The organism is Vibrio sp. S234-5, assembly GCF_000960595.1.
In the GTDB taxonomy this organism is placed as follows: Bacteria; Pseudomonadota; Gammaproteobacteria; order Enterobacterales; family Vibrionaceae; genus Vibrio.
Window position 1 is genome coordinate 1 of the sequence record NZ_JZAM01000427.1, and the last position, 25034, is coordinate 25034.

The 25034-nt window shown below is 49.4% G+C and carries 25 protein-coding genes, 9 tRNA genes and 1 pseudogene; 8 read left to right on the plus strand and 27 right to left on the minus strand.

The genetic code is table 11. From position 1 onward, the window contains the following. Window positions 1–358 precede the first annotated feature (358 nt). Window positions 359–1789: an NAD-dependent succinate-semialdehyde dehydrogenase gene (locus tag UF06_RS22685; protein ID WP_045572495.1), complete on the plus strand. Its 1431-nt coding sequence runs from the start codon at window positions 359–361 to the stop codon at window positions 1787–1789. A gap of 146 nt (window positions 1790–1935) precedes the next feature. Here the strand turns inward: UF06_RS22685 and UF06_RS22690 are convergent. The 13 genes from UF06_RS22690 to mutY all read right to left on the minus strand — a co-directional run bounded on the left by UF06_RS22690 (window position 1936) and on the right by mutY (window position 7728). Next, window positions 1936–2011, minus strand: a tRNA-Asn gene (locus UF06_RS22690). Between the two features lie 15 nt (window positions 2012–2026). Continuing rightward, window positions 2027–2102 (minus strand) — tRNA-Thr (locus tag UF06_RS22695). 33 nt (window positions 2103–2135) lie between these two features. Continuing rightward, window positions 2136–2211: transfer RNA gene (locus UF06_RS22700), tRNA-Asn, on the minus strand. 132 nt (window positions 2212–2343) lie between these two features. Then, window positions 2344–2419: transfer RNA gene (locus UF06_RS22705), tRNA-Phe, on the minus strand. A gap of 7 nt (window positions 2420–2426) precedes the next feature. Continuing rightward, window positions 2427–2502, minus strand: a tRNA-Thr gene (locus UF06_RS22710). A 53-nt stretch (window positions 2503–2555) separates the two neighbouring features. Beyond that, a tRNA-Phe gene (locus UF06_RS22715) sits at window positions 2556–2631 on the minus strand. A 232-nt stretch (window positions 2632–2863) separates the two neighbouring features. Continuing rightward, entirely contained in the window at window positions 2864–4489 is a 1626-nt protein-coding gene (locus UF06_RS22720) for a methyl-accepting chemotaxis protein (protein ID WP_045572496.1), read from the minus strand. A 259-nt stretch (window positions 4490–4748) separates the two neighbouring features. Further along, window positions 4749–4824, minus strand: a tRNA-Asn gene (locus UF06_RS22725). 37 nt (window positions 4825–4861) lie between these two features. Beyond that, window positions 4862–4937, minus strand: a tRNA-Thr gene (locus tag UF06_RS22730). Window positions 4938–4990: 53 nt separating this feature from the next. Further along, window positions 4991–5066, minus strand: a tRNA-Phe gene (locus UF06_RS22735). A 108-nt stretch (window positions 5067–5174) separates the two neighbouring features. Then, on the minus strand, window positions 5175–6305 hold the full coding sequence (gene mltC / locus UF06_RS22740) for a membrane-bound lytic murein transglycosylase MltC (protein ID WP_045572497.1): 1131 nt from the start codon (window positions 6303–6305) through the stop codon (window positions 5175–5177). Between the two features lie 76 nt (window positions 6306–6381). Further along, entirely contained in the window at window positions 6382–6654 is a 273-nt protein-coding gene (locus tag UF06_RS22745; RefSeq protein WP_039430535.1) for an oxidative damage protection protein, read from the minus strand. Between the two features lie 21 nt (window positions 6655–6675). Further along, window positions 6676–7728, minus strand: coding sequence for an A/G-specific adenine glycosylase (gene mutY / locus UF06_RS22750; RefSeq protein ID WP_045572498.1), 1053 nt, complete (start codon window positions 7726–7728; stop codon window positions 6676–6678). Between the two features lie 165 nt (window positions 7729–7893). On the opposite strand from mutY, the gene trmB reads away from it, so the two are divergent. The 3 genes from trmB to UF06_RS22765 all read left to right on the plus strand — a co-directional run bounded on the left by trmB (window position 7894) and on the right by UF06_RS22765 (window position 10321). Beyond that, the gene (gene trmB, locus UF06_RS22755; RefSeq protein ID WP_045572499.1) at window positions 7894–8613 is read left to right on the plus strand and encodes a tRNA (guanosine(46)-N7)-methyltransferase TrmB; all 720 of its coding nucleotides are present in this window, start codon (window positions 7894–7896) and stop codon (window positions 8611–8613) included. Window positions 8614–8724: 111 nt separating this feature from the next. Then, window positions 8725–9645: a glutaminase B gene (glsB, locus tag UF06_RS22760; RefSeq protein WP_045572500.1), complete on the plus strand. Its 921-nt coding sequence runs from the start codon at window positions 8725–8727 to the stop codon at window positions 9643–9645. A 52-nt stretch (window positions 9646–9697) separates the two neighbouring features. Then, window positions 9698–10321, plus strand: a complete 624-nt coding sequence (locus UF06_RS22765) for a DNA-3-methyladenine glycosylase (RefSeq protein ID WP_045572501.1) — start codon at window positions 9698–9700, stop codon at window positions 10319–10321. 1 nt (window position 10322) lies between these two features. Here the strand turns inward: UF06_RS22765 and hemW are convergent, their stop codons facing one another. From hemW to UF06_RS22800, 7 genes are read right to left on the minus strand one after another with little or no spacing between them, the layout of a single operon-like run. Then, window positions 10323–11495: a radical SAM family heme chaperone HemW gene (hemW, locus tag UF06_RS22770; protein WP_045572502.1), complete on the minus strand. Its 1173-nt coding sequence runs from the start codon at window positions 11493–11495 to the stop codon at window positions 10323–10325. Window positions 11496–11504: 9 nt separating this feature from the next. Further along, entirely contained in the window at window positions 11505–12107 is a 603-nt protein-coding gene (locus tag UF06_RS22775) for an XTP/dITP diphosphatase (protein WP_045572503.1), read from the minus strand. Between the two features lie 8 nt (window positions 12108–12115). Further along, the gene (locus UF06_RS22780; RefSeq protein ID WP_045572504.1) at window positions 12116–12547 is read right to left on the minus strand and encodes a DUF4426 domain-containing protein; all 432 of its coding nucleotides are present in this window, start codon (window positions 12545–12547) and stop codon (window positions 12116–12118) included. 45 nt (window positions 12548–12592) lie between these two features. Next, the gene (gene yggU, locus UF06_RS22785; RefSeq protein WP_039430528.1) at window positions 12593–12883 is read right to left on the minus strand and encodes a DUF167 family protein YggU; all 291 of its coding nucleotides are present in this window, start codon (window positions 12881–12883) and stop codon (window positions 12593–12595) included. Then, entirely contained in the window at window positions 12883–13440 is a 558-nt protein-coding gene (locus tag UF06_RS22790; RefSeq protein ID WP_045572505.1) for a YggT family protein, read from the minus strand. The genes yggU and UF06_RS22790 overlap by 1 nt, the downstream gene beginning before the upstream one ends. 43 nt (window positions 13441–13483) lie before the next feature. Continuing rightward, the gene (proC, locus tag UF06_RS22795) at window positions 13484–14302 is read right to left on the minus strand and encodes a pyrroline-5-carboxylate reductase (protein ID WP_045572506.1); all 819 of its coding nucleotides are present in this window, start codon (window positions 14300–14302) and stop codon (window positions 13484–13486) included. Window positions 14303–14342: 40 nt separating this feature from the next. Continuing rightward, window positions 14343–15053, minus strand: a complete 711-nt coding sequence (locus UF06_RS22800; RefSeq protein ID WP_045572507.1) for a YggS family pyridoxal phosphate-dependent enzyme — start codon at window positions 15051–15053, stop codon at window positions 14343–14345. Window positions 15054–15077: 24 nt separating this feature from the next. On the opposite strand from UF06_RS22800, the gene UF06_RS22805 reads away from it, so the two are divergent. Continuing rightward, window positions 15078–16115: a type IV pilus twitching motility protein PilT gene (locus tag UF06_RS22805; RefSeq protein ID WP_045572508.1), complete on the plus strand. Its 1038-nt coding sequence runs from the start codon at window positions 15078–15080 to the stop codon at window positions 16113–16115. Window positions 16116–16132: 17 nt separating this feature from the next. Then, complete coding sequence (locus UF06_RS22810) at window positions 16133–17239, plus strand: PilT/PilU family type 4a pilus ATPase (protein WP_039439495.1); 1107 nt, start codon at window positions 16133–16135, stop codon at window positions 17237–17239. A 61-nt stretch (window positions 17240–17300) separates the two neighbouring features. Here UF06_RS22810 and ruvX read toward each other — a convergent pair whose 3' ends face one another. The 4 genes from ruvX to rsmE are packed head-to-tail and all read right to left on the minus strand — an operon-like array spanning window position 17301 to window position 20078. Further along, window positions 17301–17723 carry a Holliday junction resolvase RuvX gene (gene ruvX / locus UF06_RS22815; RefSeq protein ID WP_045572509.1) on the minus strand — a complete coding sequence of 141 codons (423 nt, stop codon included), beginning with the start codon at window positions 17721–17723 and terminating at the stop codon, window positions 17301–17303. A 40-nt stretch (window positions 17724–17763) separates the two neighbouring features. After that, window positions 17764–18327, minus strand: coding sequence for a YqgE/AlgH family protein (locus tag UF06_RS22820; protein WP_045572510.1), 564 nt, complete (start codon window positions 18325–18327; stop codon window positions 17764–17766). Window positions 18328–18378: 51 nt separating this feature from the next. Further along, window positions 18379–19332, minus strand: a complete 954-nt coding sequence (gshB, locus tag UF06_RS22825; RefSeq protein ID WP_045572511.1) for a glutathione synthase — start codon at window positions 19330–19332, stop codon at window positions 18379–18381. Between the two features lie 14 nt (window positions 19333–19346). Beyond that, a complete protein-coding gene (gene rsmE, locus UF06_RS22830; protein WP_039439455.1) occupies window positions 19347–20078 on the minus strand; it encodes a 16S rRNA (uracil(1498)-N(3))-methyltransferase in 732 nt (243 codons plus the stop codon). A 230-nt stretch (window positions 20079–20308) separates the two neighbouring features. Here rsmE and UF06_RS22835 point away from each other — a divergent pair, with 230 nt between their 5' ends. After that, window positions 20309–21643 (plus strand): hypothetical protein, encoded by a 1335-nt coding sequence (locus UF06_RS22835; RefSeq protein ID WP_045572512.1) that lies wholly within the window; start codon window positions 20309–20311, stop codon window positions 21641–21643. A gap of 36 nt (window positions 21644–21679) precedes the next feature. Here the strand turns inward: UF06_RS22835 and endA are convergent, their stop codons facing one another. The 3 genes from endA to metK form a co-directional block, all read right to left on the minus strand. Continuing rightward, window positions 21680–22375, minus strand: a complete 696-nt coding sequence (gene endA / locus UF06_RS22840) for a deoxyribonuclease I (RefSeq protein ID WP_045572513.1) — start codon at window positions 22373–22375, stop codon at window positions 21680–21682. A 119-nt stretch (window positions 22376–22494) separates the two neighbouring features. Beyond that, entirely contained in the window at window positions 22495–22995 is a 501-nt protein-coding gene (locus UF06_RS22845) for a SprT family zinc-dependent metalloprotease (RefSeq protein WP_045572514.1), read from the minus strand. A 96-nt stretch (window positions 22996–23091) separates the two neighbouring features. After that, entirely contained in the window at window positions 23092–24246 is a 1155-nt protein-coding gene (gene metK, locus UF06_RS22850; protein ID WP_045572515.1) for a methionine adenosyltransferase, read from the minus strand. A gap of 322 nt (window positions 24247–24568) precedes the next feature. On the opposite strand from metK, the pseudogene UF06_RS22855 reads away from it, so the two are divergent. Continuing rightward, window positions 24569–25034 (plus strand): annotated as a pseudogene (locus UF06_RS22855) (transketolase); the annotation flags it as partial.

A 25034-nucleotide genomic window follows, 5' to 3' on the forward strand; every position in this document is an offset into this window, starting at 1 on the left:
TCCCTCTTTGAAATGAGCGAGGGCCAGCAATCTCATTTTCATCTGAATAGATTTCTGCTGGCTTGCGAGCTTTTTAAAGTCGATATTATTGAGACTGTCCATAGCGAATAAGTTTTATCGTTGAATGACATCAATTAGATCATATTTTTACTTAGATTGGTATAATCGATTCCATGCGCAACACACCTTCGCGTTTGCAACAATATCATTATCATTCGTAAAACTTTGGTTCGCTGAATAGCGTTGTCGTAGCCAACTCAATATTTGTTTTGCAGGTCATCCACTATGCAACCTTTGTTTGCTTTACAGTGCGTGCTAGTCGCATTACCCTGCGCATGGAATAGCTAGGAGAGACAATATGCTGCAACTAAATGATCCGATACTCGATGCGTTACTGACAGAACTTTCCGTCTCTGATGGCCTGCATGTTATCAATCCGGCAACGCAAGAAACGTTGATCTCACTTGAGCCGAGTTCATTGAAAAGCGTGGATAGGCAGATTGAAGCATGCGGCGAGGCTCAAAAAGCGTGGGCTGCTAGGAGTGTGAAAGAACGTGCCCTGCTGTTGATGCGTTGGTTTGAGTTACTTATCCAACATCAGATGGCACTGGCCACCTTAATGACGCTTGAGCAAGGGAAGCCTCTTAGCGAAAGTCTTGCTGAAGTTGCCTACGGAGCTTCGTTTGTGGAGTGGTTTGCTGAAGAGGCAAAACGCGCGTATGGCGAGGTTATTCCGGCAAACAAGGTGTATCAGCGCATTACGACCATTCGCCAACCTGTCGGGGTTTGTGCGGCAATAACACCATGGAATTTTCCATTAGCGATGATCACGCGAAAAGCGGCTCCCGCTTTAGCGGCTGGATGTGGCATGGTGGTCAAGCCTTCAGAGCTGACACCGCTGACCGCCCTTGCTGTTGTGCATCTTGCGCATCTGGCGGGTATCCCCGAACACTTACTTTCAGTCATAGTGAGTGCTCAGTCCTGCGAAGTCGGTGAAATGCTCACGGGGGACAAGCGAATTAAAAAACTCTCATTTACCGGTTCTACTCGAGTTGGAAAAATATTAATGCAGCAGAGCGCATCCACTGTAAAAGCGGTGTCGATGGAGCTGGGCGGCAATGCTCCTTTTATTGTGTTTGATGATGCGGATCTCGACCAAGCCGTTGACGGCTTGATGGCGTCGAAGTTTCGCAATACCGGACAAACTTGTGTGTGCACTAATCGTTTGTATCTGCATCGCAATATTAAGGACGCTTTTCTTGCCGAGCTCATACCACGAGTAGAACAGCTTAAAGCCGGGAATGGATTGGAAGAGGGTAACTCATTGGGGCCGCTGATCTCGATTGCGGCGAAACATAGGCTGGAAGCACTTGTTGAAGAGGCTTTGGCTGAAGGGGCACAACTGCTGATGACTCCTCAATCTTTACCCGGTCATTTTATGCCTCCAATATTACTTGATTGTGTAACGCATCAAATGGACATTATTCATCAAGAGCTTTTTGGCCCGGTGTTGCCGATTATTGAGTTTGCGGATGATGATGAAGTGATCGCAATGGCAAATGATACGGAGTACGGGCTGGCTAGCTATTTCTATACCGAAAGCCTCAAGCGTGCTGTACGAGTCAGCGAGGCGCTAGAATACGGTATGGTCGGCATCAATGAAGGGATCATCTCGACGGAAGTGGCGCCCTTTGGCGGTATCAAGGAATCTGGCCTTGGTCGAGAAGGTGCGAGACAAGGTTTGGATGAGTTCCTGGAAACTAAATACATTTGCTTAGGGGGCTTGTAGAGTTCGGCTCTACTCAAGCGAGATGTTTAACAGGCTGGCGTTGGAAATACGCCAGCTTTTTATGCCAGGAAATAGGCTGCTTGGAACAAGTGACACAGAAATAAAGCGCAAAAAAAAGCCGCATCAGTGATGCGGCTTTCTGAATTTGGCTCCTCCTGCTGGGCTCGAACCAGCGACCTGCGGATTAACAGTCCGTCGCTCTACCGACTGAGCTAAGGAGGAACTATTTTAATTTGATGGTGCCGACTACCGGAATCGAACTGGTGACCTACTGATTACAAGTCAGTTGCTCTACCTACTGAGCTAAGTCGGCTTTGTTAACAAGATAAGTCTTGCTAACGAAAAGTGGCTCCTCCTGCTGGGCTCGAACCAGCGACCTGCGGATTAACAGTCCGTCGCTCTACCGACTGAGCTAAGGAGGAACTATTCTTTATTGTGTTTTAGCACAACTTTAATAAGTGGTGCCTCGAGGCGTAATAACGGGCCCGCCTAGGTCACTGGCCGATGTTTTTCAAAAAGTTATTTTAACTTCATCAAAACACAGCTATCAAAAGTGGTGCCTCGAGGCGGAATCGAACCACCGACACGAGGATTTTCAATCCTCTGCTCTACCGACTGAGCTATCGAGGCAAAAGAATGGTGCCGACTACCGGAATCGAACTGGTGACCTACTGATTACAAGTCAGTTGCTCTACCTACTGAGCTAAGTCGGCACACGATATTCTTTTTACTGTCGTTCGTACTAAGCACCAACAACTTTAATTTGTGGTGCCCGGAGGCGGAATCGAACCACCGACACGAGGATTTTCAATCCTCTGCTCTACCGACTGAGCTATCCGGGCGACGAGGTGTATTAAACGGTTTTTCGTTAGGGAGGTCAATACAAAAATGCAAAAAAAATATCGTTTGCTGTTTTTGTGTGCGTAACGGGGCGTTTTTATCCATTTGATGACAAGAGTGTACAGTCTGTAAACATTATCGCGCCTGTTTTTTACGAGATTAATTGGGTGTTTTATGGCTTAGAATACGAAAAAGCACGCGATAAAGCGTGCTTTTTGTTGAAAACGAGTTCGCTTAGTTTTTAACGGAGAACTTGTTGACCCAACTTTCCAGATCATTCGCTAATGACGCTAGACTGCGGGTGCTGTTATGGCTCTCTGTCACCACGGCCGTTAGTTGGTTGCCGCTGTCTTCAATCATATTGATTCTTTTTGCAATGTCATCGCTCACTTGGGTCTGTTCGGCCGCCGCAGTGGCGATTTGCTGGCTCATTGAGCTGATGGATTCCAGTGCAATGACGATTTGTTGCAGGGCATCGGAAGCATTTCTTGATTCAACGACGGTACTCTGGCTAGTCTCGGCACACACTTCCATGGTTTGGATTGCGTTGCGCGATCCTTGTTGCAAGTTATTAATCATCAGTTGAATTTCTTTGGTGCTTGCTTGGGTTCGACCCGCAAGATTACGAACCTCGTCAGCAACTACAGCAAAGCCACGACCCTGCTCGCCTGCACGAGCCGCTTCAATCGCCGCATTCAACGCCAATAGATTGGTCTGTTCGGCAATGTCGCCAATGACATCCAGCACTTTGACAATGTTATTGACATCTTGATCGAGATCGGCAACTGCTTGACTCGCGGTACCCAATTGATTAGCCAGCCCTTGAATATTCGCTACGGTGTTGTTGATGAGTTTTTGTGTGTGCTGACTTTGTTTATCCGCTTCATCGGTATTGCGCGCAGTATCGCTGGCCGAATCAGCCACATGGTTAGCCGATGAAGCCATTTCCGTCATAGCAGTGGCAATCATGGCAGTGGACTGCTGTTGAGAAGCAGACAGATGAGCAATGGAATCCGAGCGGGATTCTACCGATGCCAGTTCGCCACGTAGGGCATGCATTGAACCGTCTAAGTTAGTGATCATCTGCGCTAATGAACGGCTCATCTCTTGTACCGCTTGGTAGATGCTTCCCTGCGGAGCTTGAGTATCAAAACTGGTTTGAATATGGCCTTGGGCTACGGCTTGTACCGCTTTGCGCACGTCATTGGGTTCACCACCCAACAAATTGAGCATCTTTCTGATGGAGATGATAAGTCCGGTCAAGATGGCGCCCGCAATCACTAAGCACAAGAGAAGTTGCCACTGCGCGGTTGACCAGAAACGCGCGTTCACTTCGTTGAAACCGATGCCCGTGCCAACCACCCATTTCCAATGTGGTGTTCTTTCTGCTATTGACAGTTTCTCTTCAATTGAGCCATCGGCTTGTTTCTGCGTCCAAGTGTACTCGACCAGTTGCCCAGTTCGGCGCCCCAACACATCCAAGATCAACTGACCAACACTGTTGCCTTTGCCATCTTTAAAGTCATGGAAGCTGGTGCCGTGAAGCTGCGGATCAAGTGGTGTGGCGATGAATATCATCTTGTCGTCGGCGACATAAACATACTCATTATCTTTATAAATATTGTTACGCAATAGGCGAGTTGCGAGTGCTTTGGCTTCAGCCTCGGGGATTTTGCCTTCTACCGACATTTTTTCGATCTCGGTTAATATGCTGTAGGCGCTGCGAAATAATTCGGTAACTCGGGCTTTATTGTCTAAGTTACTGGCCACGCGTAGCGTCCAGAGACCCGTTGCGGTTAAAGCAAGCAGGGCGATTAAGATAATTCCCGATAACAAATAAGCTTGTGTTTTTAGTTTCATATAATGGCTCACATGATGATGGCGTCGACAAGTCAGGGCGATTGCTAGATCTATTTCACGTATTTTTCATCTTAGTGTAGTCAATTTGAAACGAACAGCAGCCTGTATAGAAAGCATGATATGGATTAAATTTTTTCTGTGAAATAAGTGCTTTTTTTATGTGGTACAACACTCGTTTGAATAATGCAGAACGGGGGATATGAGAACATAGCGATACGCAGAAAAGAAAAAAGCCAAGTCAGTGACTTGGCTTTAAAAGTGGCTCCTCCTGCTGGGCTCGAACCAGCGACCTGCGGATTAACAGTCCGTCGCTCTACCGACTGAGCTAAGGAGGAACTATTCGCTATCTCTTGCTAGGCAAGATTATGTAAATGGTGCCGACTACCGGAATCGAACTGGTGACCTACTGATTACAAGTCAGTTGCTCTACCTACTGAGCTAAGTCGGCACACGATATTCTTTTTACTGTCGTTCGTAATAAGCACCAACGACTTTAATTCGTGGTGCCCGGAGGCGGAATCGAACCACCGACACGAGGATTTTCAATCCTCTGCTCTACCGACTGAGCTATCCGGGCAACGGAGCGTTATTAAACGGATTTTCTCTTCAAGCGTCAACCCCTTTTTTCAATAAATCGCTGAAAAAAATCTGAGTGATGAAACTTTACTCTTTGTCTCTAGAAAGATTAGTCCTGATTAAATTCTTTCTTAAACTGAGTCACTTTCTCTAAGTAGCGCCGGGCTTCTGCATTGGGGTGTTTTTTTGTTAAGGCCCAATACACTTGGTTAGGCTGTAGTGCATTGAGATCGCGCATGGCGCGTTTGCGATCGCTACGGTTAAAGGTGTTGAGGACGCCGCCCGTACCGCCGTTGTAGGCCGAAATCATCGAGTACTCGAGCGATGTCGGGTGGGCCACCTCTTTGAGATAACGATTTTTCAGCAGATAGAAGTAGGCAGTGCCAGTGTCGATGTTGTTTTCAGGGTTAAACAGATATTCCGGCGAAGGTTCACCAGAGCGATTTTTGACTAAATTGAACACATCGCGACCGGCGGTTTTTGGCACCACCTGCATCAGGCCATAGGCATTGGCCCAACTCACCGCATAGGGGTTGAAACTACTTTCGGTCTTAATGATGGCGTAAATCAGATCTTCATCAATGCCGTATTTCTGCGATGCTTTCCTCACGATATCAGCGTACTGGTAGCTGCGTTTCATGATGTGGTCAGCCACCATGGGAATTTCTACGTAGTAGGCTTTTTTGAAGTCTACGGTGCGGGTTTTAAGCTGGGTAGCAATCAAGTAATCGGCAAAGCGGTTGGCACGCCAAGACCATTGAATGGCTTTTTTGTCTTGATCAACCACCTGGTTGTAGAGAAACGGGCGTCCTTCTAAATGGATCTCTTTGGAGGAAAAGAGATCGACATTCGCCGGATCATCTGGGGTGAGCAAGGTGGTGATGATGGCATTTTTGAGATGTTTTTCCGGCTCAGTGGGTGAGACGGTTTCAATTAAAATGTTGCCCGTGGTGAAGTTGACGTCGGCTCGGCTGAGGTAGTTGTCGATGTATTTGACGTAGTTGCTCTTGCCCGCCATTTTGATCTCTCGGCTACCCCAACGTTTTTCGATGTTGCCTGAGAAACTATCGATCAGCGCGTCTAGCGCAGCGGTATCTTTCTCAAACTGACCGGGCAACTGCGCTAGATTATTGGCAAAGCGGTTGGTCGGTTCATAGTTCACATCGTAGATGTTCTCGATGAATTCTCGACTACAACCTGTCAGCAATAGTGCGATCAGCATGTATCCAAGTTTCTTCATGGTGGTTCCATTAAACAAAAAATGACATCAGTGCGTTGGCAATGATGTCATTGATTGAAGAGGTTGCAAACCCAGTTTATTGGCTTGGTGGAGTATAGCCTTCGATATGCACTTCTTTACCTTCAAACAGGAAGTTCACCATTTCGGTTTCGAGCAGTTTGCGATGTTCTGGGTCCATCATATTGAGCTTTTTCTCGTTGATCAGCATGGTTTGTTTATGCTGCCACTGTCCCCAAGCTTCTTTGGAAATGGTATCGAAAATACGTTTACCCAGCTCGCCCGGGTAAAGTTGAAAATCTAGGCCTTCAGCCTCTTTGTTTAGACGAGCACAAAAAACAGTGCGGCTCATAATGACTCCTTAAATAAAGCTCTAACGAAGTTCATGGGGCAGGCTTTCCAGTAGTTGTTTGACCGGAGCCGCCAGACCTATGGTTTCGGGGTGAGCTAAGTTATACCAAAGACCGTTGCCCGCTTCCATTATCACATCGGGTTGCTTTGATAAATCCAACAGAATCGGCGTGATATCGAGGTGATAGTGGCTAAAGGTATGGCGAAACGCGATCAGGGTTTGCTGGGTACGAATGTGCTCGTCACGGATACCACGTTTGGCCAACAAATCGCTTAGGTCATCCTCTGGTTGTTGCGGGAAACAAAACAGCCCGCCCCAGATTCCGCTTTGCGGTCGCTGCTCTAGCCACACTTGATTGTCGTGATGCAGCATCACAAACCAAGTCTGCTTGGTCGGTTTCTCTTTTTTCGGCTTTTTGCCGGGATAATTGAGTGGGTTGCCTTGCTTTTGGGCGACACACAAATCCGCTACCGGGCACAAGCTGCATTTGGGCTTGCTGCGCGTGCAGATCATCGCGCCCATATCCATCATCGCTTGATTGTATTTATCGACATCTTGCTGCGGTGTATGCGCTTCGGCGAGCTGCCAAAGCTGATTCTCAACCGCTTTTTGCCCAGACCAGCCTTCAACGGCAAAGGCGCGAGATAAGGTGCGTTTCACATTGCCATCAAGAATGGCATGTGGCTGTTTATAAACAGAAGAGAGCACCGCTGCTGCGGTAGAACGGCCAATGCCCGGCAGGGCGTTCATCTGTTCAATGTCGGTGGGAAACTCGCCTTGATATTGCTGCGCAACGATTTTGGCCGCTTTGTGCAGGTTACGCGCCCGCGCGTAGTAACCAAGCCCAGTCCACAGATGCAAGACTTCATCTTGCTCGGCGTTGGCCAGATCGGTCACGGTCGGGAAACGTTGCAAAAAGCGTTGATAATAAGGGATCACCGTCGCAACTTGTGTCTGTTGCAGCATGATCTCCGACAGCCAGACGCTGTAGGCAGTTTTGTTCTGTTGCCAAGGGAGATTTTTTCTTCCGTAGGCGTCGTACCATTTCAAAATGGCATTAGCAAAAGGGGTCACGACTTGCTCTGTGTTCTATTATTTGTAGGCAAAATTGCATCACAGAATAGGGTGAAAGTACAACCGACAAAGTGTGGGGATACTCGTTTTTACGGATAACACTTGCGCCAAAGAAAATTCTTTGGATAATCCCCGCTTTGATTAATCAATGTGCAGGCAGAATCCATGAGTGAAGTGACCACTAACGAATTCAATGAAGACGGTAAGTTGATCCGTAAGATACGCAGTTTTGTTCGTCGCGAAGGCCGTTTAACTAAAGGCCAAGAGAATGCGATGAAAGAGTGCTGGCCGACAATGGGCATCGACTACCAAGCACAACTTCTTGATTGGAAAGAGGTCTTTGGTAACGACAATCCAGTGGTTCTGGAAATCGGCTTCGGTATGGGTGCTTCGCTGGTCGAAATGGCGAAAAACGCGCCGGAGAAAAACTTCTTTGGTATCGAAGTGCACAGCCCAGGTGTCGGCGCGTGTCTGTCGGATGCACGCGAAGCGGGCATCACCAATTTACGCGTAATGTGCCATGATGCGGTGGAAGTGTTTGAACACATGATCCCCAATGACAGCTTGGCAACGCTGCAACTGTTTTTCCCTGATCCGTGGCATAAAAAGCGTCACCATAAGCGCCGCATCGTGCAGCTTGAGTTCGCCGAAATGGTACGCCAGAAATTGATCCCGAATGAAGGGATTTTCCATATGGCGACAGATTGGGAAAACTACGCAGAGCACATGATTGAAGTGATGAATCAAGCGCCCGGTTTTGCCAATATCGCACAGGACGGTGACTACATTCCGCGTCCAGAAGAGCGTCCTCTGACTAAGTTTGAAGCACGTGGACACCGTTTAGGTCACGGTGTGTGGGACATCAAGTACAAACGTACTAATTAGTGTTTGACTGGTTTTTGTAAAATCCGCACACTGCATAACAAAGAGCCAACATTATCGATGTTGGCTTTTTTGACCCTACAAGAAAAATAACAAGCAGTCAGGTAAAAAGTCATGAAGCCGACAAAAGCGTTGCTCGCTGAAATTATGGACGAAGTTCGCCCCTTGATTGGGCGTGGCAAGGTTGCCGATTATATTCCCGCACTGGCGAAAGTTCCGGCGGAGAAACTGGGTATGGCGGTGTACACCAATGAAGGTGAGATCATCGCGGCTGGTGATGCCGAAGAGAGCTTTTCCATTCAATCGATTTCCAAAGCGCTAAGCTTAACTCTGGCAATGTGTTTGTATCAGCCCGATGAGATTTGGCGTCGAGTGGGCAAAGAGCCTTCGGGGCAGGCGTTTAATTCGCTGATCCAGCTTGAAATGGAGCAAGGAATTCCGCGCAATCCGTTTATTAATGCTGGGGCGATTGTGGTGGCGGATTTGCTCGCCAGCCGTTTGTCCGCACCACGCCAGCGTCTGCTGGAGTTTGTTCGCCAGCTCTCGGGGGATAACCAAATCTGCTACGATAAAATCGTGGCGGCTTCCGAGATGATGCACAGTGATCGTAACGCGGCGATTGCGTATCTGATGCGCTCGTTCGGTAATTTCGACAACGACGTGATTCCTGTGTTGAACAACTATTTTCACGCCTGCGCGCTGAAGATGAGCTGTGTCGATCTGGCGAAAACCTTCAGTTATCTCGCCAACAAAGGCACTTCGGTGCACACAGGTAAGAAAGTGATTACCCCAGTGCAGACCAAGCAGCTTAACGCGCTGCTGGCGACCTGTGGGCTGTACGATGGTGCCGGAGAGTTCGCTTACCGTGTCGGTATGCCGGGTAAATCGGGGGTTGGCGGCGGGATTATTGCCGTGGTGCCGGGCGATATGACCATTGCGGTTTGGTCGCCAGAGCTTGATGCGTCGGGTAACTCGCTGGCAGGGACCAAAGCGCTTGAGCTATTTTCACAGCGTATCGGGCGCTCTATTTTTTAATACGGCTATTTTTAACGGAACTATTTTTCACGAGATGGAGGCAGGGAAGCTAATGACAATCAGCTGTGAACAGATCCATAAGCAGTTATTAAGCCAATGTGCTGCGTTCTCTCATCTGAGTCGAGTCCTTACGCTCAATGGCCCGCAAAGCCTTGAGCGCCAAGAGGCGGACAAGTTTTTACCCTATTTGAGCCGCGCGGTGGCGGGGCAGCAGTTGTCTGTCAACGCGGCGAAAACCATCTGGGGGCGTGTAGAAACGCAGTGTCAGCAACATGGTTCGCTGCACGCGGTGCTGGTGGATGAACAGTATGAGGCGCTGCGCACTTGTGGCCTATCTAACGCTAAAGTAAAAACCTTGCTTGGGATTAACCGCGCACTCAACGACGGCACGATTTCTGCGCAAATCTATCACAGCGATGACGCGGACTTTATTACCAAGCAGTTGGTGCAGTTGTGGGGAGTGGGTCAGTGGACGGCGGAAATGGCGTTGATGTTTTTCTTTGCTTTGCCCGATGTGTGGTCGGCTGGCGATGTTGCCCTCGCTCGTGGTCTTAACCTCTTGGCCGAAAAAGAAGGCGTTGCCGCAGAGAAGATTCTTCAAGCCGCAACGCCTTACCGCACTTATCTTGCCTTACACATTTGGCAAATGCTCGACGCGAATTTGATGGTGGAGTAACTTACTCTTCGTCAGGCATAAACGCTTCGAGCAGGTCATTGAGGAACAGTTTGCCTTTCTCCGTGATCTGCCATTGCGTGGCATCTTCACGCAAGTAGCTCATTTCCAACGCCCATTGAATCGTCGTTGCAATCGCTTCTAATCCTAGCCCAGTGGTGTCGATAAAATCTTGCTTAGGGCAGGCTTCCATTAGACGAAAACGGTTCATAAAGAATTCGAATGGTCTCTCTTGCGCCGTAACCAACTGCTCACTATCAAGATAGGGTTTGACCATATTCTGATATGCCGCTAAGTAGCCACGAGGGTGTTTGATTTTGGTGGTGCGAATGATGCGCCCATCGGCAAAACTCAGTTTACCGTGGGAACCACAACCGATGCCGAGATAGTCGCCAAAGCGCCAGTAGTTGAGGTTGTGACGGCACTGATAACCCGGTTTGCTGTAACCGGAGATTTCGTACTGCACATACCCTGCTGCGGTCAGTTTCTGGTGGCCTTGTTCGAAAATATCCCACAAATCATCATCATCAGGTAACACTGGTGGTTTGTAGTAAAACATGGTGTTCGGTTCGATCGTGAGCTGATACCAAGAGAGATGCGGTGGGTTGAGCTCAATCGCTTTATCGAGATCCGCCAAGGCTTGCTCAATACTTTGATCCGGCAAACCGTGCATCAAATCCAAATTGAAACTGTTGAGACCTATTTGATGAGCAAGCTGCGCGGCAGCAACCGCTTCTTGTTGGCCATGGATCCGTCCTAAGCGTTCGAGTTTTTCCGCTTCAAAGCTTTGCACACCAATCGAAATCCGTGTTACTCCCGCAGCGCGATAGCCAGCAAAGCGCTTGGCTTCTATCGTACCGGGGTTGGCTTCCATGGTGATTTCGATCTCTGGCGTGAAGGCAATCCGCTGCTCAATGCCTTGCAAGAGCTGCGCTATCCCTTCTGCGGAAATTAAACTGGGTGTGCCACCGCCGATGAAGATTGAGTGCAGCGGGCGTGGTGCAGCATTGAGACGATATTTCTCAATGTCGCGATCCAAATCTTCCAACAAGGCAAGAATGTACTGCTGCTCCGGGATCGCTTCTTTTACAGCGTGAGAGTTGAAATCGCAGTACGGGCATTTTTGTACACACCAAGGAATGTGCACATACAAACTGAGAGCAGGAGGCTTTAACATCATGCTGCCTTACGCTAATGGCTGCTGGCTAAGGGTGGCGAACAACTGTTGTAACGCTTTGCGACGATGTGAAAGCTGCTTTTTCCGCGCAGGTGCAAGTTCAGCCGAGGCACAGTTCTCTTCCGGTACGAAGAAGATGGGGTCGTAACCAAAGCCGTTTTCACCGTGTGCTTGGGTTAGGATTCGCCCTTCCCACGTTCCATGACAGACGATCGGCGTTGGGTCGTTTTCATGACGCATCAAAACCAATACACAATGGAAACGAGCGCTACGTTGCGCTTCTGGCACACCTTCCATCGCGGTTAATAGCTTTTCTAAGTTCTCTTGATCTGAGGCTTTCTCGCCTGCGTAACGTGCGGAATAGATGCCGGGTGCGCCTTGAAGAAAATCGACCTCAAGGCCAGAGTCGTCGGCAATGGCTGGCAAGCCCGTTTCTTTGGCGGCATGACGCGCTTTGATAATGGCATTTTCAATAAAAGTCGTGCCCGTTTCAGCCACTTCAGAGACGTTAAATTCGCTTTGCGCGACCACGTCAAAACCAAAGTCGGCCAATAAATCCGCCATTTCGCGCACTTTGCCTTGATTGCCAGTGGCCAATACGATCTTCTTCATGCTTGTTGTTACTCTTCTATATAAAATTTTTGCGTAAAGGTGAGTTTGCCTGCCCCTTTGAGGCCGGCATTGATGTCTAAATCAAACGTCAGTGACTCTTCATGATTCACTGGCAGCTCTGCGATGTAGTAAATTGCCTCGCCTTCACGTATTTCTTTAAACGTTAGGGTGCGGATCTGGCCGAGCAGGTTTTTCGCTTGCCCTTTGACCGTTGCCGTTAGCGCAGGTTTGCCGACTCGGCTTTTATCCAGCACGCTGATATTCACGATGGCGGAATATTCACTGCGTTTTAGCCCATAACTTTTCGCCACTTGCGGCGTTAAGAAGGTAGAGCTCAGCGCCACGTAGTGTACTTCGGTATCTTTGATCTCTTTAAATTGCCCAGCCCAAGTCGGCAGGGCGGCCAAGCAAGTCAGCAGGACGGCGATCCATTTTTTCATTGTAAACTTCCTTACACCTTGTGGTGTGTGACAAACAAAAAGCCATCACAAGATGGCTTTCACTTCCTCTGGTATCTGTGTCGGGGCATGGATGCGCACTTGTTTGTGACGGCCAAGCTCGCCTTTTTCAATCTCAACCAGACTTTTGGCGACTTTAAACATCTTGGCCAGTAATTTAGCTAGATGGGCATTCGCTTTGCCATCCACGGGCGGCGCGGTAATGGCGATTTTCAGCTCATCACCATGCAAACCCAGAATTTTATCACGGCTGGCTTTGGGTTGGATGTAGAGCCGCAGCACCACATCCTGCCCCTCTTGCCAAGCAGCTTGGCTCATTATAGTTGATACCAGATAGGGCCGATGAGATCGCCCATCAGGAAATTGGCAAATTGCAGCACAATAAACAGCACCAGCACACTTAAGTCAAAACCGCCCATGGCCGGTAGAATGCGGCGGATCGGCGCCAGCATAGGTTCAGTTAATTGATGGAAAACGTATTCAATTGGGCTGCGGCCTTGGCTTACCCAGCTTAAGATCGCGCGGATCAACAACACCCAAAAGAGTAGTCCGCCCGCGGCTTTAATTAATGACAGTAGCCCGAGGAAGAGGAAGTCTGCGCTAAAACTGACTGAGCCGCCTGACGCGACCATCACTAACGCGACAAATTTCAGTATGCACAGCAGGTAGGCAAACAGCACAGTGGCAAGATCAAGGCTACCAATCGATGGGATCACGCGGCGCAGCGGGCCGATCACTGGCTGGGTTGCTTTGACGATAAATTGTGAAAATGGGTTATAGAAATCGGCGCGTGCGGCTTGCAGCCATATCCGTAAGATCACCACCATGATGTAGAGATCGAACAGCGTCGAAATCAGGAAACTCATTGAACTCATAGATGCCCCTTAAAAGGTTATGCTGCCTGAGGCAGCAGGGTAATTAAAACAGTTTTTCCATCTCTTGTGCGCGTTCTACCGCAGCGCGCATCGCTTTGGCGACAATATCACTGAGCTGATGATCGTTAAATGTACGGATCGCTTCGGCGGTGGTGCCCCCTTTGGAGGTGACGTTTTCGCGCAAGGTCGAAAGCTCGCTATCCGGATTATTGACCACCATACTGGCCGCGCCCAGCGCAGATTGCTCCACCAGCAGACGCGCGGTGGCTTTATCAAATCCCTGTGCCATCGCTTCCGCTTGCATCGCTTCCATAAACAAAAAGAAATAGGCTGGCGCGCTGCCTGCTGCGGCAATCACGTTATTGATGCCAGATTCTTGCGCCACCCAGCAAGTCTTGCCGACCGCTTGCATCAGGTTTTGCGCAAATGTTTTGTCTGCATCGCTTAGCGAGTCGGGCGCATACAGTCCGCTCATTCCTAGCCCCAGTTGCGATGGCGTGTTGGGCATTACACGCACCAGATCTTGCGAGGTGCCAAGCATCTGCTTGAGGCGTTGACAACTGATGCCAGCGGCGATGGAAATCACCAGTTTGCCGTTAAAGTCGAGCGCTTGCAGCGGCTTACACACCTCTTCCATCATTTGTGGTTTGACGGAAAGGACCACCACATCTGCTTCACGAGCGGCAGCGAGATTATCCGCCTTGGTGCCAATGCCAAACTCTTTCTCCAGTGGCAACCGGCGAGTTTCGCTTGGCGCTGTGGCGGTAATGTGTGTTGCAGGGTATCCGTTGCCCACGAGGCCAGAGACAATCGCACGCACCATGTTTCCTGCACCAATAAAGGCAATTTTTTTTTGTTCCATCTCTATCAATTCCGCTTGTGTCAGTGTGCTGGCGCGCCTTTTACGCTTTGCTTGCGTAATCGCGCGCACCAAAAATGGCTGTGCCGATACGAACCATGGTCGAGCCTGCTGCGATTGCCGCTTCCATGTCTCCGCTCATGCCCATCGAAAGGGTGTCCACCAGAGGATAATGCTGGCGCAAGCGCTGTTGCAAGGCGGCTAATTGCTCAAAAGCGGCCAGTTGCGCGGCGTAGTCATCGACATTTTCCGGGATGGACATCAACCCTCTTAAGGTGAGGTTGGGTAAGCGCGAAATCAACTCGGCGAGGGCAAATATTTCTGTTTCGCTGGCACCGGATTTTGAGGCTTCGCCGCTGGTGTTAACCTGAATCAGCACTTGTAAAGGCGGCAGATCTACTGGGCGCTGATCATTCAAACGCTGGGCGATTTTCTCGCGATCCACGGTGTGCACCCAGGCAAAACGTTCCGCCACCAAACGGCTTTTATTGGACTGAATAGGGCCAATAAAGTGCCATTCAATGCTTTTGTCTGGATGATGCTTGGCAAAAAAGTCGACCTTCTCGCTCCCTTCTTGCACATAGTTTTCACCAAAAGCGCATTGTCCTGCATGGTACGCTTCGAGAATTGCCTCGACAGGTTTAGTTTTACTTACTGCCAGAAGTTGCACCGACTCTGGAGCTCGTCCACACTTTTGTTCTGAGCGACGGATCTGTGTGGTGATATGTTCAATGTTTTGTTGAATACTAGTCATAGCAAGTTTTTGTAAGGAAAAATAATGGATATCACTGAGTTACTGGATTTTAGTGTAAAGCATAACGCCTCGGATCTACATCTTTCTGCTGGCGTTCCGCCTATGGTACGCATAGATGGCGATGTAAGAAAGCTCGGCGTGCCCGCTTTTAGTCATGCTGATGTTCATCGTCTGGTGTTCGAAATCATGAATGATTCTCAGCGTAGTGAATTTGAGGAAAAACTGGAAGTCGATTTCTCGTTTGAATTACCCAACGTAGGGCGTTTTCGTGTCAATGCTTTTCACCAGTCGCGTGGCTGCTCGGCGGTGTTTCGTACCATTCCAACCAAGATCCCAACCTTAGAAGAGTTGGATGCGCCAGAGATTTTTGAAAGAATTGTGCGCAGTGAAAAAGGGCTAGTGCTGGTGACTGGGCCAACAGGCTCCGGTAAATCCACCACATTGGCGGCGATGGTTGATTACATCAACCGCCACTACAACAAGCACATTCTCACCATTGAAGATCCAATTGAGTTTGTTCATCAAAACCAAAAGTGTTTGATCAACCAGCGTGAAGTGCACCGTGATACGCACAGTTTTAAAAATGCGCTGCGTAGCGCGCTGCGTGAAGATCCTGACGTGATTTTAGTCGGTGAGCTGCGCGATCAGGAAACCATCAGTCTTGCGCTGACCGCCGCTGAAACGGGTCACTTGGTGTTTGGCACGCTGCATACCAGCAGTGCGGCGAAAACCGTTGACCGGATCATTGATGTGTTCCCCGGCAGTGACAAAGACATGGTGCGCTCTATGCTCTCTGAATCACTGCGCGCGGTGATCGCCCAGAAGCTGCTCAAGCGGATTGGCGGTGGGCGTGTCGCGTGTCATGAGATCATGATGGCGACGCCTGCGATCCGCAACTTGATCCGTGAAGACAAGGTGGCACAGATGTATTCGATCATTCAGACGGGTGCGGCGCATGGCATGCAAACCATGGAGCAAAATGCGCGGCAGTTGATTGCTCAAGGTAAAGTTGGCAAAGAAGAAGTGGACGCCAAAATCGAAGTCGAAGCGATCAAGTTCTAGCGGAGAGCAGCATGAGTATTGAGTTAAACCGAGTGCTGGAAGGGATGTTCTCTCTTAAAGCGTCGGATTTGTATATTACGGTGGGCGCGCCGGTGCTGTTTCGCGTCGATGGCGAATTACGCCCGCAAGGCGCTAAGCTCTCAGAAGCTGAGGTCGCGCAGTTTCTCGACGGTGCCATGGATGAAGAGCGGCGCGCCGATTTTCGTAAAACCCGTGAATCAAATTTCGCGATTGTGCGTGATTCTGGCCGTTTTCGCGTCAGTGCGTTTTATCAGCGAGAGCTACCGGGCGCGGTGATTCGCCGCATTGAAACCCATATTCCGACGTTTGAAGAACTCAAGTTGCCCCAAGTGCTGCAAGATTTGTCGATTGCCAAACGCGGTCTTGTGCTGGTGGTGGGAGCGACGGGATCGGGGAAATCCACCACCATGGCGGCGATGACGGGCTATCGCAATAGCCATCGTAGTGGTCACATTCTGACGGTGGAAGACCCGATTGAATTTGTCCACGAGCACAAGCGCTGTATTGTTACCCAGCGGGAGGTTGGGCTCGATACAGAAAGTTACGAAGTGGCGCTGAAAAACTCACTGCGTCAAGCGCCAGATATGATCCTCATTGGCGAGATCCGCAGCCGTGAGACGATGGAATACGCCATGACCTTTGCCGAAACGGGCCACTTGTGCATGGCCACTCTGCACGCTAACAACGCCAACCAAGCGTTGGAGCGGATTCTACATTTAGTGCCGAAAGAGCAAAAAGAGCAGTTCCTGTTTGATCTATCCATGAATCTCAAAGGGGTGATAGGTCAGCAGTTACTGCGTGATAAAAACGGCAAAGGCCGTCACGGCGTGTTTGAAGTGTTACTCAACAGCCCAAGGGTGTCCGATTTGATCCGCCGCGGCGAGTTGCATGAGTTGAAAGCGACCATGGCACGCTCCAAAGAAATCGGCATGCAGACCTTTGATCAATCGCTGTATAAGTTGGTGGTGGAAGGTAAGATCAACGAAGAAGATGCGTTGCACAGTGCCGATTCTGCCAACGATCTGCGTTTGATGCTCAAAACCCAGCGCGGCGATCTCAATAACACCGGATCCTTGGCCAACGTGAAGATCGATATGGATTAAGCCCGGACTTTTCTGCAATGAGAGGGAAAGCTGTCCCTCTCTTGCAATTTTCCTCGCCCCGTTAGTCCCACTGCGCTTCAAACCAGCTTTCTAGAATGATCACCGCAGATTGACAATCGACATTGCCCTTACTTAGCGCTTTGTAGCCGCCCATCGAAAACAGTTCGGCGCGTGCTTCGGTGGTGGAAAGGCGCTCATCGTGCAGCTCTACGGGCAAACCGAAACGGCCATGCAGCCGCTGGGCAAATTTCTTCGCCCGAGGCGTGATGGTTTGCAGATCTTTTCCGTGCAGATCAGTCGGCAAGCCGATCACGAGTAACGTGGGCTGCCACTCTTTGATCTGCTTTTCAATCTCGTCCCAATTGGGAATGCCATCGTTGGCTTTGAAGGCCTTTAACGGCGATGCGGTGCCGGTAATTTCTTGGCCAATGGCGCTGCCAATACTCTTGGTGCCAAAATCGAAAGCCATGATGGTACGTGACATAAATAACCTAAGTAACAATAAGTGAGTGAAGGGCCGCGAGTTAAGCGTGCCCTGCCTGATTGGAAAGTTGGATGGCATTAATGCCCAGCATCTGTACCGCTTTTTGCCAACGCTGGGCGATAGGGGTATCGAAAATGATTTCCGGGCTGGCTTCGACGGTTAACCAAGAGTTTTCCGCTAGCTCGCTTTCCAACTGTCCAGCGCTCCAGCCTGAATAGCCTAAAGCGACGAGATAACTGCTCGGTTCCGCTTCCGTGCCGAGTACCGTCAAAATATCTTTGGACGTAGTGACGGCGATGTGATCGGTCATCTGAATGCTCGACTCGTAGTAATCCTTGGGGCGGTGCAGAATAAAACCGCGATCCTCGGAAACTGGGCCGCCGTTGTACACCGGTTTGGTCAGGCTTTGTGTATGCAACTGTGGATGAACTGGCTGCACATCGACCTGTTCCAGCATTTTGCCCACGGTGATGTCGATTGGCGCGTTGATCATCAGCCCCATCGCGCCCTCTTCATTGTGTTCACAAATGTAGATCACGCGGTGCTGGAAATAGGGATCTTTCATCCCCGGCATGGCCACCAGAAAATGATTGGTCAAATTCATACATGACTCCCCTTCAAAGGGGCCATCCGGCCCCAACTGGCTCTTGAGTGCTCAAGCTTTGGCTTCAAGGCGGCGCTCAATCGCATCCATCAATTTACCGCTAATCGAGATATCAAACGCCGCTTCAATCTCGCGAATACAAGTTGGGCTGGTCACGTTGATCTCGGTGAGCTTATCGCCAATCACATCCAAACCAACAAAAATCAGTCCTTTTTCTTTCAGCGTTGGTGCGACGGCTAGTGCAATTTTCTTATCGGTTTCGCTCAGTGGGCGAGCTTCACCACGACCGCCAGCAGCGAGGTTACCGCGCGTTTCCCCTTTGGCTGGGATGCGTGCTAAACAGTAAGGCATGGGCTCGCCATCTACCACCAGAATACGTTTGTCGCCATTGCTGATGTCTGGCACAAAGGTTTGCGCCATCGCGTAGTTTTGCCCGTGATTGGTCAAGGTTTCAATGATCACCGAAACGTTCGGATCGTTCTCTTTGACTCGGAAAATTGATGCACCACCCATGCCATCAAGCGGTTTAAGGATGATGTCGCCATGCTCTTCACGAAACGCTTTTATCTTTTCTGCTTTGCGCGTCACCATGGTGATTGGCGTCAGCTCTGGGAACCAAGCGGTAAAGAGTTTCTCGTTACAATCACGCAGGCTTTGTGGCTTGTTGACGATTAAGGTGCCTTGTTCTTCTGCGCGCTCTAAAATGTAGGTGGCGTAAATGTATTCTGTGTCAAACGGTGGATCTTTACGCATCAACACCGCATCCAGTTCAGCCAGTTCAATGGTTTGCTCTGACTTAAATTGGTACCAGCCGTTAGGATCTTCTTTTAGCTCGACCACTTTGGTGTCGGCAATCGCCACGCCTTGCTCTAAGTGTAGATCATTCATCTCCATGTAATGGATTTCCCAACCGCGACGTTGTGCTTCCAGCAACATGGCGAAGCTGGAGTCTTTCTTGATGTTAATGGACGAAATAGGGTCCATTACGATGCCGAGTTTGATCATGTGTGTTCTCCGTATTAACCCAAATCGCCGAAACGAACTTGTAGCGCGGTAATAGCAGTTAGTGCTGCGGTTTCAGTACGCAACACGCGTGGACCGAGTAGGGTCTCTTCAAAGTGATAGGTTTGTGTCATGTCGATCTCTTCTGCAGAGAGGCCCCCTTCAGGACCAATCAGCAGCCGCACTTTGCTGACCGGCGCCGGTAGCGTGTTGATCGAATATTTGGCGCGAGGGTGCAGATTAAGCTTTAGGCCGTCGTACTCTTCCGCGCACCAAGCTTCAAGCGACATAATGGGGCGAATCTCCGGGATGATGTTCCGTCCGCATTGCTCGCAAGCGCTAATGGCTATTTTCTGCCACTGAGCGAGTTTTTTCTCAAAGCGTTTTTCATCCAATTTAACGCCGCAGCGCTCCGAAATCAGTGGCGTGATGGTATTGACCCCAAGTTCAACGGATTTCTGGATGGTGAACTCCATCTTTTCACCGCGCGAGATCACTTGTCCCAAATGGAGATCTAAAGGCGACTCGCTGCTGTTTTCTTCCCGCTGTGTCACTTTGACCAACACCTGCTTTTTGCTCACTTCGGTGATTTCGGCAGGAAATTGTGCGCCACTGCCATCAAACAGCAGCACTTCTTGCCCTTCTTTCATGCGCAAAACGCGGCCGATATGGCCAGCAGCGTCTTCCTGCAAGGCGACGATGTGGTGCAGATGGAGTGTTTCGGGGTGATAAATTCGAGGGATGCGCATTGTGTTTCGAGTTCCTGCAACAGACAGAATGAATTAGAGATTAACATGGATGCTCAGAGGAGCAAAAACAAGTCAGTATGGTAATTTAAGCGCAGGGTCGTAATTTTTCGCCAAAGTGATTGTTATTTATTGTTTTCCTGAATAGTTTGTATGCCGCTTTGCGGTGGCGAACGTATTCAAGCTGGCAAAGTTGAAACAAATTAATAAGTACAATAATCATGGATAGTGTTATGAAAAAGACCAAACTGGCAGTGGCTTGTGCTCTGCTGATGACTTTAGCTGGCTGCAATGGCGGCTCTTCTTCATCTGATGGCCCAAGTGGCCCCGGTTCACCAAACATCAAAGGTGACCCATCATTGAGTAAAATCTATGCCTATCAAGCCTCTGAACTTTCAGACGCCGCGCTGGAGTGTGCCAAGATCTACAAGCAGCGACGCTCTTGCTTGTTAGAAAAAATTCGCCCAATCGGTGCTGACAAGCAGCAAAATGTCACTATTGAGGATATTCGTTCCCGTTTATTGGTTTCTCATGCCTGGATGGCGGAAAGCTTTATCGACGCGCTACGTGAAATCAATGATCAGGACCTGCTGAATATGTTTAAGCCACTGAACACTATAGTGCTCAGTTATGATATTCGTCCGTCATTTTATCATCCATCGACCGCTTCTATGTATATTGATGCTGCCTACCTGTGGCGTAATGCTAGCGATTGGAGCACGATTTACCAGCAAGAAGATTATCGTCAGGCATTTTCAAAACAGTTCAGCTATGACAGCGCTACTCGCTATTTGGATAGCAGCACGTTTGACTATGTTACTTACTCAAATGACTACGATGCTACGCGCAATGGGGAGCGTAAAACGGAACAAATTGCACCGGGTCTATTCCGTTTGTTGTCTCATGAACTGGCGCACGCGAACGATCTGCTACCGCCAAATGACTTGTTGCAATTGGCCGATAGCGGCACCATTTACAGCGAGATTGAATCCGCTGATCATGTGGCTAAGCAGTTGACCGGCAGTCAGCCCCTCACTTCTGCATTGTTATTGGAAGCGGCACAAGTCTCATTTCATGGTGAAGCCATGACCGATAGAGTTCGTCAGTCTACGGGGCAACAGGCGGGTGGCGAATTTGAACGAGATGGCGCGGCGGCGTTTTACGGCTACTCTACGCCACAAGAGGATGTCGCTATGCTGTTTGAAAGCTACATGATGTACAAAAAGTACAAGGTGTACTCAGAAGTGGCGTTCTTGTCGGTTCCACAAACGACGTATTATAGCTGTAACGATTGGAAAGTGTTGTGGGGACAGCGCAATCGTCTCGCCGATGCTAATGTGCGTGATCGTGCCGTGTTGGTCGCACAACGCATTTTGAATGTGAGTGAAAATGACATTCGCGCCAATATGCCTAGCAGCACAGTACGTCCAGAGCCAATGCCGCTAGGGAAAGGGTGGTGTGAAATTGTTGGTCGTTCTTACGATGAGTCCGGCGAAATGCGTTATGCCGCACCGCATGAGCGTGAAGAACGCTTTGGTTATCTTGAAGATATCGGCGTGAAAGAGTAAGCATGATGACATCCCAGTGGCGACACTGGGATTTTTCTATCGCGTTTGGCACGCTTCCTTCACATAAGAGTTGTGGTTGCCCTGAACTTTGGCAATTCGATCATCGCGTGTGCATTCCCACTCAGATACGGGATAGGTTTTATTCCAGGCTTGCATCAACTGAGTCTGTTGTTTCGACAACTGAAAACCGTACTCTCGGCTCATGTAGAGGTAAGTGCGAGCAATCGAGCCCCGAGCGCGATCCGGCGGCATCACTTTACGCGCTTTGAAATTGACCTGCATTTCACAGCGGCCATAGGTCTCACCATCAACGCCATTCCACTGGCTAAAGTTAAAGTTCGAGCGATCGCCGTTGACTTCACCAACCGCTGGGGTGAGGTTATGCAGATCCGCTTCCATCGAGCGAAACTGAAGGTCATGTTTGCTGCAATTTTTCCGTCCACCGTTTTGCCAGCATTGTCGCTGGTGGCCGAACTGCCAAGCGGGCACCACATGTTCCCACTCAATACGACTGGCACGATTTTGTTGCTTACGCACTTGATAGCCACAAGATTGCAAATCTGGAATGCCTTTCTTTCCTTGCCATTGAATCTCGCAGCCACAGTAAAAACTGACCGGATAATCTTGGTAAATTTGCAGCGCCTCTTTCTTCGCGGCAGAGAAGTTGGCCGGGGGCGCAGCCAGCACAGGCAAGCCGCTAAGGACAGCCAGCAATGAACATAGGTATTTCATCTAAAAAGTATGAGAAAAGTATGACTTTTTATATTGTAGCACTCAGTTTTGCCGCGAAGTAGTGAGTGAATTGTTAAAGCTGAGTCAAAACTGCGCGGAGGGCGAGCTTAGAGAGGCGGCTAACTCAGTTGTAAGCCGGTAAACTGTAAAGGCTGACGGCACTTTGTGCAGCAATAACTGGCTTGATGGCGTAACACTTTATTGTGGCGGCGAATCGACAGTGGGTATTCGGCGCAGGCGCAGCGATATTGAAAGGTTTTCCCTTGTACCGAATGGATATTAAAGCGATGCGTCGTTCTTGCTGGTTGCTGAAATACCTGCTCCATAATCGCTTGCCACTCTTTACCGTGAGGTTTGACGCGCCCGAACACTTGATAAGTGATGAGGTGGGCAACTTCGTGAGGAATCACCTCTTGCAAAAACTCATCAGGGTTTTCTTTGAACAATACAGGATTCAGGCGTATCTCATTCAGTTGCAAGTAAGCTTTTCCTGCCACTTTGCCTCTCACGTTAAAACTGAGTTTGGGCAGAGGGAAAGTGCGCTGAAAGCGTTGCTCGGCTACGGCGATACAGTGGGCGAGGACTTGCGAGGATTGTTCGGCTAGTTCGGGGGGCAACATGGACTCATCTTTAAACGGCAAAAAATTGGGGCTTTATTACGCATAATAAAAAGCCCCTGCATTGTAGCAGAGGCTTTTTGTTCGAGAAAAGGCTGATTATTTGATGCCAGCAAACTCACGCAGTAGTGCTGCTTTGTCGGTTGCTTCCCAAGGGAATTCTTCGCGACCGAAGTGACCATATGCAGCGGTCTTCTTGTAGATTGGCTGAAGCAGATTCAGCATCTCTTGCAGACCGTATGGACGTAGGTCGAAGAACTGACGGACCGCTTCGATAATGATCTCTTGCGATACTTTTTCAGTACCGAAGGTTTCCACCATGATAGAGGTTGGATCCGCCACACCGATTGCGTAAGAAAGTTGGATTTCACAACGATCAGCCATGCCAGCTGCGACGATGTTTTTCGCCACGTAACGTGCTGCGTAAGCCGCTGAACGGTCAACCTTGGATGGATCTTTACCAGAGAACGCACCACCACCGTGACGCGCTGCGCCGCCGTAGGTATCTACGATGATCTTACGACCCGTCAGGCCACAGTCACCCATTGGACCACCGATAACGAAACGACCAGTTGGGTTGATGAAGTACTTGGTTTCTTTGTTTAGCCATTCAGAAGGAAGAACTGGCTTGATGATCTCTTCCATCACCGCTTCGCGCAGATCCGGTGTCGAGATAGAATCGCAGTGCTGAGTCGATAGTACAACTGCATCAATACCAACAATTTTGCCTTGATCGTATTGGAAAGTAACCTGTGATTTCGCATCAGGGCGCAACCATGGCAGCGTGCCATCTTTACGTACTTTCGCTTGACGTTCCATCAAACGGTGCGCGTAGGTAATTGGTGCTGGCATCAGTACTTCGGTTTCGTTACATGCGTAACCGAACATAATGCCTTGGTCGCCCGCACCTTGCTCTTTAGGGTCGGCTTTATCAACGCCTTGGTTGATGTCAGGAGACTGTTTGCCGATGGTGTTGAGAACAGCACAAGAGTTGGCGTCGAAGCCCATGTCTGAGTGAACGTAGCCGATTTCGCGTACGGTTTCGCGTGTCAGTTCTTCGATATCAACCCAGGCAGAAGTGGTAATTTCACCACCGACCATGACCATGCCGGTTTTTACGTAAGTTTCACATGCAACACGTGCTTTCGGGTCTTGCTCAAGAATCGCATCAAGAACCGCATCAGAAATCTGGTCTGCAATTTTGTCTGGATGGCCTTCTGATACTGACTCAGAAGTGAACAGGTGCTTTGCCATGAGAGCTCCACTTTTGATTGATTTTCGCAGCTGAACACTTGCTCTCAGCTCCGGGAATGAAATACGATTTGTAGGTGTTTCTACATCTAGACGTCTATTCTAGTTTTGAATACTCGAATTACAAGTGATTTTTTAGTATGAGTCAAAAGTAATCGTTTGCCTTGCTAGTGCGAAGAATTTGCTCTATTTCGCTTTCAGTGAAGTAGAGCATGGTTTGCTAGGGGGATTTCTCGGGTAAATCGTTTGCAGAGCAGAGATTGCTTTGCGAAAATAGCCAGCGCAATTTTTCTTATTACATCGCTTAATGCACTCAGGAGCAGACATGCCATCTCGTAAACATCTCGCTAATGCAATCCGCGCACTCAGCATGGACGGCGTACAAAAAGCAAACTCAGGCCACCCAGGGGCACCTATGGGCATGGCGGACATCGCTGAAGTTCTTTGGCGTGGCCACCTAAACCACAACCCATCAAACCCAGAGTGGGCGGACCGCGACCGTTTCGTACTGTCTAACGGCCACGGCTCTATGCTGATTTACTCGCTACTGCACTTGAGCGGTTACGAGCTATCTATCGATGATCTGAAAAACTTCCGTCAGCTTCACTCTAAGACTCCAGGTCACCCAGAGTACGGCTACGCACCGGGCATCGAAACAACAACTGGCCCGCTAGGCCAAGGCATCACCAACGCTGTTGGTATGGCAATGGCTGAGAAAGCGCTCGCAGCGCAATTCAACAAAGAAGGCCACGACATCGTCGACCACTTCACTTACGTGTTCATGGGTGATG